At 63.8% G+C, this 14,091-nt stretch carries 8 protein-coding genes and 6 pseudogenes; 9 read left to right on the forward strand and 5 right to left on the reverse strand.

The features are described from left to right. Positions 1-69: 69 nt before the first annotated feature. The 4 genes and pseudogenes from aceA to QFZ69_RS01475 form a co-directional block, all read right to left on the reverse strand. Complete coding sequence (aceA, locus tag QFZ69_RS01460; protein WP_306915102.1) at positions 70-1,386, reverse strand: isocitrate lyase; 1,317 nt, start codon at positions 1,384-1,386, stop codon at positions 70-72. A gap of 265 nt (positions 1,387-1,651) precedes the next feature. Continuing rightward, entirely contained in the window at positions 1,652-2,662 is a 1,011-nt protein-coding gene (gene adhP, locus QFZ69_RS01465) for an alcohol dehydrogenase AdhP (protein ID WP_306919561.1), read from the reverse strand. 390 nt (positions 2,663-3,052) lie between these two features. Next, positions 3,053-3,286, reverse strand: a pseudogene (locus QFZ69_RS01470) (transcriptional regulator); the annotation flags it as partial. A gap of 296 nt (positions 3,287-3,582) precedes the next feature. Further along, a pseudogene (locus QFZ69_RS01475) lies at positions 3,583-4,837 on the reverse strand (IS701 family transposase). Positions 4,838-4,915: 78 nt separating this feature from the next. Here QFZ69_RS01475 and QFZ69_RS01480 point away from each other — a divergent pair. Beyond that, a pseudogene (locus QFZ69_RS01480) lies at positions 4,916-5,140 on the forward strand (TraG/TraD/VirD4 family protein); the annotation flags it as partial. Positions 5,141-6,194: 1,054 nt separating this feature from the next. Then, a pseudogene (locus QFZ69_RS01485) lies at positions 6,195-7,359 on the forward strand (globin domain-containing protein). A gap of 27 nt (positions 7,360-7,386) precedes the next feature. Here QFZ69_RS01485 and QFZ69_RS01490 read toward each other — a convergent pair. After that, positions 7,387-7,566, reverse strand: a pseudogene (locus tag QFZ69_RS01490) (pyridoxamine 5'-phosphate oxidase family protein); the annotation flags it as partial. Between the two features lie 133 nt (positions 7,567-7,699). Here QFZ69_RS01490 and QFZ69_RS01495 point away from each other — a divergent pair. From QFZ69_RS01495 to QFZ69_RS01525, 7 genes and pseudogenes are all read left to right on the forward strand, one after another. Beyond that, a complete protein-coding gene (locus QFZ69_RS01495; protein ID WP_306915107.1) occupies positions 7,700-8,389 on the forward strand; it encodes a potassium channel family protein in 690 nt (229 codons plus the stop codon). Between the two features lie 436 nt (positions 8,390-8,825). After that, positions 8,826-9,993 (forward strand): annotated as a pseudogene (locus tag QFZ69_RS01500) (AMP-binding protein); the annotation flags it as partial. Positions 9,994-10,608: 615 nt separating this feature from the next. Continuing rightward, the gene (locus QFZ69_RS01505; protein ID WP_306999868.1) at positions 10,609-10,788 is read left to right on the forward strand and encodes a hypothetical protein; all 180 of its coding nucleotides are present in this window, start codon (positions 10,609-10,611) and stop codon (positions 10,786-10,788) included. 198 nt (positions 10,789-10,986) lie between these two features. Beyond that, a complete protein-coding gene (locus tag QFZ69_RS01510; RefSeq protein ID WP_306915111.1) occupies positions 10,987-11,181 on the forward strand; it encodes a GNAT family N-acetyltransferase in 195 nt (64 codons plus the stop codon). Between the two features lie 573 nt (positions 11,182-11,754). Next, a complete protein-coding gene (locus QFZ69_RS01515) occupies positions 11,755-13,038 on the forward strand; it encodes a serine/threonine-protein kinase (RefSeq protein ID WP_306915113.1) in 1,284 nt (427 codons plus the stop codon). Next, complete coding sequence (locus tag QFZ69_RS01520) at positions 13,035-13,574, forward strand: hypothetical protein (RefSeq protein ID WP_306915115.1); 540 nt, start codon at positions 13,035-13,037, stop codon at positions 13,572-13,574. The genes QFZ69_RS01515 and QFZ69_RS01520 overlap by 4 nt, the downstream gene beginning before the upstream one ends. A 127-nt stretch (positions 13,575-13,701) precedes the next feature. Beyond that, the gene (locus QFZ69_RS01525; protein WP_306914733.1) at positions 13,702-14,025 is read left to right on the forward strand and encodes a hypothetical protein; all 324 of its coding nucleotides are present in this window, start codon (positions 13,702-13,704) and stop codon (positions 14,023-14,025) included. Positions 14,026-14,091: the final 66 nt, after the last annotated feature.

Here is a 14,091-nt window from a genome sequence, read left to right on the forward strand (position 1 = left end):
GAAATGGCGTGTGCAGGGGGCCGGGCCCTGTTGGAGGGCCTGGCCCGCGCTCGTCCGCCGTCGTGAGTTCTAGTGGAACTGGCCTTCTTCGGTGGATCCCACCAGGGCCAGGGTGGATGCGTTCGGGTTGAGCGCGGTAGCGATGTCGTCGAAGTAGCCGGTGCCGACTTCGCGCTGGTGCTTGGTCGCGGTGTAGCCGCGGGACTCGGAGGCGAATTCCTTCTCCTGCAGCTCGACGTACGCGCTCATGCCTTCCCGGGCGTAACCGTGGGCAAGATCGAACATCGAGTAGTTCAGGGCGTGGAAGCCGGCCAGGGTGATGAACTGGAACGTGAAGCCCATGGCGCCGAGTTCACGCTGGAACTTCGCGATCGTGGCGTCGTCCAGGTGCTTGCGCCAGTTGAACGACGGGGAGCAGTTGTAGGAGAGCATCTGGTCCGGGAAGTCGGCCTTGACGGCCTCGGCGAACTTGCGGGCAAGCTCCAGGTCCGGGGTGCCGGTTTCCATCCAGATCAGGTCCGAGTACGGGGCGTAGGCCTTGGCGCGGGCGATGCAGGGTTCGATCCCGTTGCGGACCTTGTAGAAGCCTTCCGGGGTGCGCTCGCCTGTGACGAATTCCTGGTCGCGGGGATCGACGTCGGAGGTGATCAGGGTGGCTGCCTCGGCGTCGGTGCGGGCGATGACGACGGACGGGGTGCCCGCGACGTCGGCGGCCAGGCGGGCGGCGTTCAGCGTCCGGACGTGCTGCTGGGTGGGGATCAGGACCTTGCCGCCGAGGTGGCCGCACTTCTTTTCCGAGGCGAGCTGGTCCTCCCAGTGCACGCCCGAGGCGCCGGCCTGGATCATGGACTTCATCAGCTCGTAGGCGTTGAGCGGGCCGCCGAAGCCGGCCTCGGCGTCGGCGACGATCGGGACCATCCAGTCCTCGACCGTCTGGATGCCTTCGGAGAACTCGATCTGGTCCGCGCGGAGCAGGGCGTTGTTGATGCGGCGGACCACCGTGGGGACCGAGTTCGCGGGGTAGAGCGACTGGTCCGGGTAGGTGTGGCCGGAGTTGTTGGCGTCCGCGGCGACCTGCCAGCCGGAAAGGTAGATGGCGCGGAGGCCGGCCTTGACCTGCTGCACCGCCTGGTTGCCGGTCAGGGCGCCCAGGGCGTTAGTGTACTTGCCTTCCTTGTGCTCCTCGGTGAGCTGCTTCCACAGCTTCGCCGAGCCGCGGCGGGCCAGGGTGTGCTCTTCGGAGACGCGGCCGCGGAGCCGGATGACGTCGGAGGCCTTGTAGTCCCGGGTGGCACCTTGCCAGCGCGGGTCGGAGGCCCACTCGAGCTGCAGGGCGGCGGCCTGCTCTTCGGGCGTCTGTTGGGTGGGCTCAAATGTTGCGGTCATCGTTGTCTCCTTCATTGTGCTCCGGGCCGCCCCTTCCTGCCTCTTGGCAGGTCTGGTCAGCGGATCCGGTGCGGTGTTGCACGGCTTCGCAGCCGCAAGGCGTCCTGAGTTCCCGTGGGCGAGGCGCCGTCTGCGGCGCCTCGCCTACGAGCTACTCTCGGTGGTTCTTTGAACTATTGGCTTCTTCGCTGGGCATCAGCGCCCTGCGGCGGCGGGGTACCGAAGGCGCCCGGGGATACACCGCCGCCGCTGGCAGCGGGATTGATCAGTATTTGATAACGACGCGGCCGTCGATCTTGGCGTGCTTCATCTCGTCAAGGACGGCATTCACTTCGGAAAGCTCCCGGGTCGAGACTGTGGGATGGATCTTGCCCTGGGCGTAGAAGTCCAGGGCCTCCTCCAGATCCTGCCGGGTTCCCACGATGGAACCGCGGACGGTCAGGCCCTTGAGCACAATCTCAAAGATGGGCGCCGGGAAGTCACCCGGCGGCAGCCCGTTGAACACAATCGTTCCGCCCCGGCGGGCCAGCCCGATTGCCTGCCCGAATGCTGACGGGTGCACAGCCGTGACCAGGACTCCATGGCAACCTCCGGTTTCGCGCTGGATGACTTCGGCGGGATCTTCGTGCAGGGCATTGACGGTCAGCTCGGCCCCGTGTTTCCTGGCCAGGGCCAGCTTGTCGTCGGCGATGTCCACTGCGGCGACTCGAAGGCCCATGGCCACCGCGTACTGGACGGCGATGTGGCCGAGTCCGCCAATCCCCGAGATGGTGACCCATTGGCCGGGCCGGGTCTCGGTCATCTTCAGTCCCTTGTAGACGGTCACTCCGGCGCAGAGCACCGGGGCCACCTCGACGGGGTCCGAGCCGGCCGGAATCCTGGCCGCGAACCGGCTGTCCACCAGCATGTATTCACCGAAGGAACCGTCGACACTGTAGCCGGCGTTCTGCTGCGCTTCACACAGCGTTTCCCAGCCGGTTCCGCAGTACTGGCAAGCGCCGCAGGCAGACCAGAGCCACGCATTGCCGACCAAATCGCCCACATTCAGGTCCGTGACGCCCTCCCCGAGGGCAACGACCTCGCCGACGCCTTCGTGGCCGGGGATGAACGGCGGTGCCGGCTTCACCGGCCAATCGCCTTCCGCGGCGTGGAGGTCGGTGTGGCAGACGCCGGTGGTCAGTACCTTGACGAGGGCCTCCCCCCTGCCGGGCACGGGAACGGGGAGGGTCTGGATCTGCAGGTCCTGGCCGAATTCGGTTACTACTGCTGCTTGCATCGTCGTCATTGTCGATATTCCTTCGTCGTTAGTGCCGGCAGCGAAGAGCGCCGGGGCATGAATTGGAACGGCCCGCAAGACACCGGGCTGGATGCTGAGTAGCCGTCGGTCACAGCATCATGTGTGGGTTTCACGCCCGATGCCGGAGGACAGCCGCTGCCGAGGCACCTCATCGGCCGGGTAGACGATTGAGGCGGACGGAACGTCAAGGCAGGGATACCCTGTCAGCGTTCCAGCCCGTGTCGCTATTCTGGAACGTCACTCCGATCGTCGTGGTCTGCGGTGTGAAGCACGGGCATCGTTCACTCTTGTTGTGAGTGGGGGCGATGGCCGTTGTCCTCAGCCTAGGGGCGGGAGGGTTGCGCCTAGGTTGCGGCCTTGTGAGTCATCTCACGGACGCCGGTGTGTTCCGGGTTCGGATTCCAGACGCTCCAGGTCAGCAACCACCGCAGCTCTCTTGGGTGAGCGAGGCGGCAGCAGTTTCAGCGCCGCCATCCGGACAGCCACGTCATCGCCCGCTTCAGGAAGTTCCGCGTACTGGAGCAGGGCCTCCGCGCTGCCGTCCGTTAATAGGGCCTCCCGAAGGAGTGTGGAGACGCCCCTCCGGAGCTTCACCACTAGCGGTCGCGGACAGAACCTGCTCAAGCTTTCCTCCTGGCCGCATCCTTCGACGCCAGGCCATCACGCAGGTGTATTCCTTCGTGCGCGGCAAAGCCACCCTTTACAGCCTCTCCCGCGAAGGGACCGGAACCGCCGGGCCGCTGGTGACCGCGCTGACCGTGGCCGTCGTTGAAGCCGCTGAGAAGTACGCCACGTCCTAGTAGTACTTTGTTAGGTTGGTGGGGCGTGTTGGCAGTAGGGGCAGCGTCTGAGCTGTCGGATGAGGATCCGTTGGAGTTCCTTGAGGACCCCGTACAGGCTCAGGCTGCCCCTGCTGCTTTTGGGGTGGCAAGGCGTTTTTTGGTGATGAACAGGTGTGCTGCGGACACGAGGGTGACGTGGTGGTGGAAGCCCGGGAAGGATCGTCCTTCGAAGTGGGAAAGGCCGAGGCCGGTTTTCAGTTCGCGGTAGTCGTGTTCAATGCGCCACCGGATTTTCGCCAGCCTGACCAAGGTCCTGGTTGGTGTGTCGGCGGGCAGGTCGGAGAGCCAGTAGTCGGTGGGCTCCTTGGCGCCGGGTGGCCATTCGGCGATCAGCCAGGCCTCGGGCAACGATCCGTCTTCGCCGGGGGCGATGTGCCGGCTGGCAGGTCTGACGCGCAGGGCCAGGAAGCGGGATTTCATGGCCGCGGTCCTGTTGGTGCCGGTGTTCTTGGTGCCGTGCCGCCAGGTGATCCTGCATAGTTGTCCCCTTCCGGCGGCCACCGCGAGTTCGGCCAGGCTGGCCGGGTCCTGTCGGTAGCGGGGCACACTGGGCCTGCCCCTGGGGCCGGAGCGTTCGGCGAGTTCGGGAACGGCATTGGCCGGGTAGGCGCTGGTGGATGCCTTGACCGCCATCACCCACGGAATGGACCGCCGGGTCAGCTCAAGCCGGAACAGCGCGTTGTCCCCGTACCCGCGCGTCGGCAACCGCGACCGGGCACCTGCGCCCCCAATGGGCGAGTTCATCGATCATCTCCAGCGCGAGTTCCCACTTGGGCCGGTGCCGTACGTATTCGGGGATCTTCGCCTTGATCCGGCGGGCGGCGACGGCTTCGGCGTGCTCGTTGGTGTCCGCACAGGCGTCATCCCAGGCCTCGGGCACGAACAGGCGCCAGTTCACCGGGGCCGAGGCATGGTCGGTGACCATGTGCACGGTGGAGGCAACCTGGCAGTTGCCGATCTTGCCCAGCGTGCCCGAGTACTGGCGCGCCACGCACGCCGAGGCGGCCCCGTCCTTCTTGAACCCGGTATCGTCAATCACCCACGCCTCCGGCACGATAGCCTCATCGGCCAGGGCTGCCAGGCGGCGGCGGACCGGCTCCACCTCCCACGGCGAGGACGTAACGAACTGCTGCAGCTGCTGGTGGTCCACATCCAGGCGCTCCGCCATCGGCTGCATCGACTTGCGCCGCCCCTCCAGCATCAACCCCTGCAGATACAGCCGGCCCTTCGCCCGCTGGTCCTTCCGGCCCAACGACGCGAACACCTGCCCGACGTAATCCTCCAGCTCGACCCGCAGTCCTGCCTCTTCCATGCCCACGAAACGAAATTAACAGCTCAGGCCAGCGATTAAAAGCCCCTCACCGAAGACCTAACAAAGTACTACTAGCCGGGTGGGCGTCTCGCGACACCGCTGCTGGGGATCCTGGACGAGGCTGCGAACGTCTGCCGGTGGAAGGCCCTGCCGGACCAGTACAGCCACTACGGCTCACGCGGGATCATCCTCATGACTATCCTGCAGTCCTGGTCCCAGGGCGTGGAGGTCTGGTCCCTGGAAGGCATGCGGAAACTCTGGTCCGCGTCGAACGTGAAAATCTACGGCGGCGGCGTCTCCGAAGTCGGCTCTGGCTAGCCCCGGCAAATAGTCCAAAGCTCTTTGGACTATTTGCTTGCGTGAGGTGGGCTGGATCAAGCATGTCGCGCAAGGTGAGGGTTGGGTGACGCTTCTGTTGAATCGCTGTCTCGCAAGCCGCGGGTTGCAATACGGATGTGTGAGACACAGCCCTTTTAGGTGCTGCAAGGCGCCGGGCGTCTCGTCAGTCTGTTTCTCAAGTGCTGCCCGTCTCGCCTGTCATCAGGCACTGTTGTGCGACAAGGCTCCCCAAGGCAGTACGCCGGACCGTTCTCATCGTGCAGGTCCTCTGACAATGAAAATGAACGATCGGGCACCGGGCAGGGGAAAGCCGATATGCCGAACCCCCAGCGGCCCGGACAGGTCTCTATCTGTGAGTTCGCCGGCTCTTCGCGCCGTTCGTGAGTCTGCCCGTAGGGACGTCGCGGCTTACAGCGACGGTGTAGCTGGTGTATCCGCGCTGGGTAACGAGGATGTGCCGTGACGGCATTCCTTCATGGCGTGTTCGCGGGCGATCTCTACGGCGGCGTTCAGATCGTTTTCGACGGATGTCAGAGTGGCGCTTGATCATCGTGGTCTCTTTCTCGTCGGGATGTGCCGGGGCTCTCAGCGGGCAGGGGCTTCCGGGGCCGGGCACAGCCGGGGAAGGCGGAAGCGGTGGTTCCAGAGGGGTTGCCCGGCATTCTCTGATGGGGCGGTGGTGGCCGGCCGTAGCGTTCGGCGGGCTGGATCGGCGGAAGCAATCTCCTGAGGATCTGTAGTCAGTGTGGATGATCGGCGGGCCGGCCGCAATACAAAGTCCGAAAATGTCGCCTGTATCCGTGCCGCGCTTGGATCGCCCGAGACCGGCCGGCCCAATTCGGTGCTCCAAATGATCGGCCTCGCCCGGGAATCTGATCCTCACCCATGCTGCCCACACCACGATTTGGAATCGTTTTCTACAACGTGTAGCAATGAAGCATAAATACTCGCACTGCGAAAGCGATATTTATATTGCGGTCCGGACCAAAGGCCCCGGGCCCCTACCTCAGGAGTACACATGCTCTCGGACAAATCCCGCCCTGTCATCGAGGCCACGCTTCCGCTGGTCGGCTCCCGGATCGGCGACATCACGCCCAAATTCTACGCACGGTTGTTCGCAGCCCACCCCGAGCTCCTGGACGGCCTGTTCAGCCGCTCCAACCAGCGCTCAGGAAACCAGCAGCAGGCTCTGGCCGGCAGCATCGCCGCCTTCGCCACGCACCTGGTCAATAACGCGGGAACGCTCCCCGAGACAGTCCTGTCCCGGATCGCGCACAAGCACGCCTCGCTGGGCATCACCGAGCCGCAGTGCCAAGTGGTCTACGAGCACCTGTTCGCCGCCATCGCAGAAGACCTGGCCGAGGTGATCACACCGGAAATCGCCGAGGCCTGGACCGAGGTCTACTGGCTCATGGCCGATGCCCTGATCAAACTGGAGAACGGCCTCTACGCAGCCCAGGCCAACGACAAGATGTGGACGCCCTGGAACGTAGCGGCCAAGTCGCCGGCGGGAACCGGCGCCATAACCTTCACCCTTGAACCGGCGGATGACACTCCCGTTACGCCCGCCCTTCCCGGCCAGTACGTCAGCGTCAAGGTCCAGCTCCCGGACGGCCTCCGTCAGGTTCGGCAGTATTCGCTCTCGGACGACGCCGGAACCAGCCGCACCTTTACCACCAAGCTGGACGACGGCGGCGAGGTCTCGCCGGTCCTGTACAACGGCGTCGAGGTGGGTGACATCCTGGAGATTTCCAACCCGTACGGCGAAATCACCCTCAAGGACGGCGAAGGGCCCGTGGTTCTGGCCTCCGCCGGCATCGGCTGCACGCCCACGGCATCCATCCTCCGGTCCCTGGCCGAGGCGGGGTCCGACCGGGAAGTGCTAGTGCTGCACGCCGAGAGCACTTTGGACAGCAGGGCACTCCGGCGGGCAAATGATTGCGGACGTGGCTCGCCTGGATGGCGCCGACCTGCAGCTCTGGCTCGAGGAGCCGCAGGGCAATTCCAAGGCTGGATTCATGTCCCTGCGTGAAGTGGATCTCCCGGCCGACGCGTCGCTGTACCTTTGCGGACCGCTTCCCTTCATGAAGAAGATCCGCAACGAGGCAATTGACGCCGGCATCCCCGCCACACGGATTCACTACGAGGTCTTCGGCCCCGACATCTGGCTTGCCTCCTGTTAAACGCCCGGGCAGGCGACGCAGGCAGGGGGTTCCCGACCCCGTCCTGAAGACCACAGTTCCGTGATCGACCGTGAAGTTGACCGGAAAAATATCCGGATGATCCCCAATCCAGACCGCGAGCCTGCCCACGGACACCCCGCGCAACAGGCTCCAGCATTGCTGTGATTCCAGGTTTTCTGTCCGGGAAGGCTCCGCTTCGTTCTTCATACCGCCGATCCTAGGCCCATCAACCCGGAAGTGACAGGGCGGCGCCCCCGGTACCTTCCACCCCCGCAGGCATCCAGGGGCGCCGCCCGCGAGGGCGTTCCGGGCCCCTTAAGCTGAAGCATGGATGTCGACGATGTGCTGTGGATGGCGGCCCGGGACCGGGCTGATCCTGCTGATGCCCACGGACGTCTTCCACACGCTCCTTGATCCGCACGGGACGGGCCCGGTCTGCCGGGCGATCATTCGCGGATTCTGGCTGCTGTCCGGAAAATTCAGCAGACGGGCATCGACCATCGCAGCCCCTCTGGCGATGGCTGCCGTGATCGGCGCCTGGGCCGCCCTGGCGGTGCTGGGCTGGGCACTGGTGTATTTACCGCATCTGCCTGCAGGATTCGTCTACGCAGACGGGGTGGCGCAACACGGCGACTTTACCGAAGCGCTCTACATCTCGAGGGTCAGCCTCTCCACCGTCGGTTACGGTGAAATAGTTCCAGCGCAGCCTCTGCTCCCGCTGGTCGCCGCCGCCCAGGCCCTCACCGGCTTCGGGCTTGTAACCGCTACGGTCTCCTGGATACTGCAGACCTACCCTGCCCTTAGCCGCCGCCGTGCCCTGGCGCACCGGCTGAACCTGTTTCGGGAAGCGGCTGGACCCCAAGGTCTCTCGTCGCTGACCCCTGTTCATGCCGCCGGGCTGCTCGAATCTTCGGGTCGTATTGCAAGGTGTTCAGACCCCAAGTGCCGTTGTCGTTCGACAGCAAGCTGCGTCCAGGGTTCAACAGCGAAGCGTTCATTTGAACAAGTACTCTTCCCGCCGCTTTCCTGAAGATGATGACGCTTACCGAGATGTTGACAGCTGTAAACACCAACGCGATGAGAGCCATGACAAATGCAGTGGTTGGATCCATGTCAGGAGCATAGTCTGCTCGGCAAGCGCTGCCTTCACCGCTGGCCGTACGAGGAGCACATGGGTTGACTATTCCACCCATCAGCCTGTTGGTCGTTGCGTCGCCGAACAGGCCAGGTCCCTGTCGCAGTGAGGTGTATCACCAGAGCGTCTGGCAGTAGGGGCTACTCTGCATCAGAGATTAAGTGCGTATGCGACTAGCAGCTTACTTACTTTACGTAACGTCAACTATCGGGATCTCCTGAATCGGAAGACGGCTCTGGGGGAGAGGGCGCTGGGTTGTACCTGGCAAAATTGCCGGTGTCCAGGCAGACAACGCTGCCAGCCGCCCTGACCAACACAGCGCCGCGGGGCGGACCGCCCGTGGACGGAGCATTACGGGCCGGGAGTCCCGGCGGACCTCTAGCTCCCCGAGGGCTCGCTTGTGGACCTGATGGAGTCTTCCGTCAAGCGCTTTGGATCCAAGACGGCCTTGGAGTTCTTCGGGGCGCAGACGAGCTACCGCGAGCTTGGCGCGCTGATCAGCCGGGCCGCGGCTGGCCTAAAGAAACTCGGCGTCCAGGCCGGAGACCGTGTGGCCCTTGTCTTGCCGAACTGCCCGCAGCACATAGTCGCGTTCCACGCCGTAATGCCGCCCTAACCAAGCTCATCTGCGAAGGGCCGCTTACCCTCTGCATGACCTTTGCAGTGAGCATCGGAGCGAAGCTGGTCCTGTTCCCGAAGTTCGACCCTGATCTGGTGCTGAAGGCGCACCGGAAGTCGCCGGCGACCTTCCTTCCAGCGTCCCGCCGATCTACGACCGGATCGCCGCCGCAGCGGCGGAACGTGGACTTGGGCTCGGGAGCATCCGATTCTCCATTTCCGGAGCCATGAATCTTCCCGCCGCGACCGTGGATACCTGGGAAAAGGCAACCGGCGGGTACCTGATCGAGGGCTACGGGCTGACGGAAACGTCCCCCATCGCACTGGGAAATCCGATTGGGGCCAGCCGGAAACCGGGCACCGTGGCGGGCCCTTCCCCCTCACCGACATCCGCGTGGTGGACCCGAAGAACGTCGCCCTTGACCGCGCCCCCGGTGAGGAAGACGAACTGCTCATCCGCGGCCCCCAGGTATTCGCGGGGTACTGGAACCGGCCGGAGGAAACCGAAGACGCCCTCCTCGAGGGCGGCTGGTTCCGCACCGGCGACATCGTCTCCCGTCGATAAGGGCCACTTCGTCACGATCCGGGACCGGATCAAAGAACTCATCATCACCGGCGGGTTCAACATCTCACCCACCGAGGCCGAGGACGTCCTGGCCGGCTTCCCCGGGCTCGCGGACGTCTCGTGGTCGGCCTGCCCCGGCCCGGCGGGGGCGAAGATGTCGTCGCCGCCGCCGCCGCCGTCGTCCCGGCTCCGGGGAACACCATTAATGCGGATGCGCTGCTGGCCTTCGCGCGGCGGCAGCTGGCTGCCTATAAGGTGCCGCGCCGCGTCGTCGTGCTCGAGGGAGCTGCCCCGCTCCCTCATCGGGAAGGTCCTGGCCGTGAGATCCGGGACACCTAGCCGCCGGCCGGTAAGGTGGTCCGCCGGGAGGTTGCCAGCAACCCAGGCACTTCCGTGCCAACCTCCTACCGATGGGTACCCGCAACTGGCGCCTCGAAGGCACCAGCCAGCTGACGGTATCGTTTAATCCAGGCGATTTTGGCATAAATCGCCGGTAGTGCAGCCGACTTCAGACACTGCCTGTTCATACCCGTCCGTCAGACGCGGCGGCCCGATGCAAGCGCAACGATTCTCAAATCAGCCACTCCTTGTAATTCTTTGATTCTGAGAACGCGAGCAAGGAATCTTATGGGCGCTCCTAAGGGCGATGGCGGCGATAGTCAGGCTGAACGACTGCATCGGAAGGGACCCTTTACAGGGTCGATTTCGTCGGTTTATGAGGGGTCCTTTAGGGCCGTCAGGGGTCGTTCGGTTGGGGTGGCGAAGCAAAACCTTAAGTTCCAGCGGACGGCGCGCCCTCTATACAAGAAATTGACGTCTATGAAACGGGACTGCAACATCGGAAGAGCATCCTGATCTAAAGGGTCAACCTGCGCAGAGAAGGAGCTGGCCGTGGCTGTAGCCCAGGAATCAACGTGCGAGGCGCTTATGCATGGTCAGCGCAAAGCACCGACCGGGATGGGGAGAACCGATGAGGCTTGAGAGCTGGCGCGTAATGGTGTTCTTGGCGATGCTTCTGGCGGCCGCCGTCGTTGTTGAGGCGACCATCATCGTTCTCTGGACGGTTCGCTTCGTCAGGAACGGGATGCCCGCGGCCAAGGCCTTCCGCTGAACTAGATCATGACGGAAGACAAAAAGGATGTTCGGGCGGCCTGGAAGCGGGATGCAGCTCCGAATCTGGAGTGGGTGCTAATGTACCGTCTACCTGCATGCCTACACCGACGGAACATCCGATTCGGAAAAAGCGGCCGACAGGATCGGCGCCGTCTTGGAAGGCGCCCACGGAACGCCCATCCTCCAAGCTTCCCTGTTGACCGCTGACGCAGAGGGCCACATCACCGCAGCCATCGTCACTATAGAGCGGGCCCTCGGAAGCGACGGACCCAGGACAGCTTTCATCGCGGAACTATTCACCCACCCCGATCACCGCAGGCAGGGCCTCGCCGAAGGACTCCTCAGCCACGCCGTGCAGGCCCTGGCCTATCACAGTGCCGATCGCCCTTAAGGAGCGTCTCTGGGCGCACAGGACCGCGATCTCCTCACGCTGGCCAAAGGTCAGACACCGGCCCTTCAGACCACGGCCCCGCCGGGGCCTGACCCCGCCCGCCTCAACCAGGACCCGGCACCCGGTACGCCGGCTCGTATTGATCGGAGCAACGGCATCGGTGATGAAATCACCCGCCTGCATCCCGGCCACCGGCGCGACCGGCCTGCCGGTATCAATCACAAGGCGCGCAGCCTGACAGTGGGATCCCCCGCGGGGAAATGCTGGACAGCTGCCGGGTTTCACACCGAAGAAGGCCGAGACTCCTGGTGGGCACTTACAAAGAAGCAAAGCTGCACAGGAGGCTACCATCCCGGATGGAACGAAGCTGATCGTTGAGCGGCCGCATGTTGGTCTGTACCGTTGTGCGCCTGCCGTGGCCGGAGGGATTACCTGTACGCGACCAGTGCCTGTTTGCGGGCGTTCGTCCAAGCGTCGCTGCTGGTAACCCGCCGGGCGGCTCCTTGGCTGCGGGGAGACGCGGCACGGCCCTGACGGGGTTTAAAGTAGTGCTGAAACGGAAGGCAAGGCCGCATGATGGAACAAACGGAGACTGACTTATCCGGCACGGTTCTGCGCGAGCGTTACAGGGTCGGCGAAGTGCTTGGCCACGGCGGCATGGGGAGCGTCTACCGGGGAACTGATCTGGTTCTGGACCGGGAGGTGGCCCTGAAGATATTCCGGGCCGATGTCGCTGACCCGGAGGAATTGGGCAGGCAGCAGATAGAAGCCCGGATACTCGCCCGGTTGAACCACCATGGCCTGGTCACGCTCTTCGATACCGGGACGCTGCTCCGCAACCAAAGGGAAGTGCCCTTCCTGGTGACGGAACTCGTCAATGGAGTTGACCTTCGCCGCCGTCTTGCGCAGGGGCCGCTGCCGGGGGCTGAAGTGGCTCGGCTGGGCGCTGAACTGGGTGAGGCATTGCAGTACATCCACCATCGCGGTGTGGTGCACCGGGACGTAAAGCCGGCCAATATCTTGCTGACCCGATACGCGGCCGATGCCCCATTGCGCCCTAAACTCGCAGACTTTGGCATCGCACGGATGCTAGACGGAGCCCGGCTCACCGCGACCGACATGGTTCCTGGTACGGCCGCCTACCTGAGCCCGGAACAGGCCAGCGGAGAACCAGTGGGCCCGCCTGCAGACATCTATTCGCTGGGCCTGGTGTTGCTGGAAGCCCTCACTCGGAGAGTGGCATTTCCCGGACCACCGCTGGAAGCTGCAGTGGCCCGGCTCTCCCGTCTCCCTGACATCCCTGATGCCCTGGGTCCGCGATGGAAATCGTTACTTACCGCGATGACCGCCCGGGATCCGCACGACAGACCGGACGCCGGAAGCATCGCAACGACACTTCACGTCGGAGACTGGAACGCGACGGCCGAATACAGCACTGAGGCAAGAACTGTCACCCAAGCGCTTCCACTGGCAACCCTCGTCCTGAACGCGGGCGGACCAAAGAGTCCTGAACCCGGTGAGCGTGCCGGGGCGCAGGGTGCCAGGCTGCCTGCCCTGCCGCGCAGCGAAATAACCAACGCCACCTCATTGCAGCCAGCCCCTCAGGTGCCGGCGCGTGAACCGGTCTCCGCGCAGGGGAAACCGGACCGGCGGCGTCTCAGGAAGAAGTTGGGCAACATCGGAGGCCGCCGGCTTCGGGCCCTCGTTGCCGGTGCCGCTCTCGTTGTGATCATCGCCGGAGTACTGCTGACTTCTATCCAGCGGCCGCCCCCCGCACCGGTGGAAACTCCGCAGCCGGTTATTTCTGGGCAGATGGGCGAACATTTCAAGGAACTGGAAGAAAGCGTCACGCCATGAACCGAAGAGAACTTGCCGACGTGAAGGGGACGAATCCCGAACTGCCACCCGGCGCCGGGCCGCGCAGGAAACCTTCCTTCCGAAGGGCTCTTGGCTGGGTTCTAGTTGCCTGTCTTGGATTTTTGTTGTTCACTGCATGCTCCGCCGCGCCCGAGCTGGATAAAGGAACGGCCGGGAAATTCCAGACCCGCGTGGCTGCAGCGAAACAACTCACCGCGCAACAGAACTTCCCCGCCGCGGTGACTGAGCTTCAGCAATTAGGCCAGGATGTGACAACAGCTGCAGAACAGGGCCTGATGTCACAGGAGCGGAAGACCCGGATTGAGGCTGCAATCAGCAAAGTCAGGGCCGACGTGGAAGCCGCCATGACCCCGGCGGAGCCCCAACCTGTCCCACCGGCCCCTGCTACTGAACCTCCAGCAGGAAACGACGGAAAACAGCAGGAAGAAGACGCGAAAAAGGAGGCCGAGAAACAGCAGGAGGAGGAGGAGGAAAAAAACAAAGACGAGAAGGAGAAAGACCGAGACAACGACTGATGGCGACGCTCGTCACCGAACATAACGTCCCGGCTTCCAAATGTCGAACACCTTCAACATGTCACCGCTGCCCCGACCGGCGTTGGTGCTGTTAAACCCTGTCGTCTGTGTCCTACACACAGTGACTGTGTCAACCCCTGTTGGCCCGGCAGGGCAGGTATTCTTGGCCCCGGTCGGCAGGTTCGCATACGGGACTTTCAATGACGCGGGGATCCTCGCCGCTTGGCAGAGCGGATACACCCTCGGAAGCGTTCCACCGGTCGGATTCTCCTGGGACCCGGTCAACGACACGCTCAAAGGCCAGCTGGACCTTGAACAACACTGCGGACGCACTCCGGCCGGAGTCATGCCCAGAATCGTTCAACGACTACTGGCAATGACAACAGCGATCTGGCACAACGACAGCACCGGCGCAACTATCCGCCGCTCACTCACCGCCTACGACCACTAACATCCCTTCGAATTACTCATCTAGGTATGGCTCAGCATTATCTACGGCTCTTCAACGTTGAGCTGG

The organism is Arthrobacter sp. V1I7, assembly GCF_030817015.1.
GTDB lineage: Bacteria > Actinomycetota > Actinomycetes > Actinomycetales > Micrococcaceae > Arthrobacter.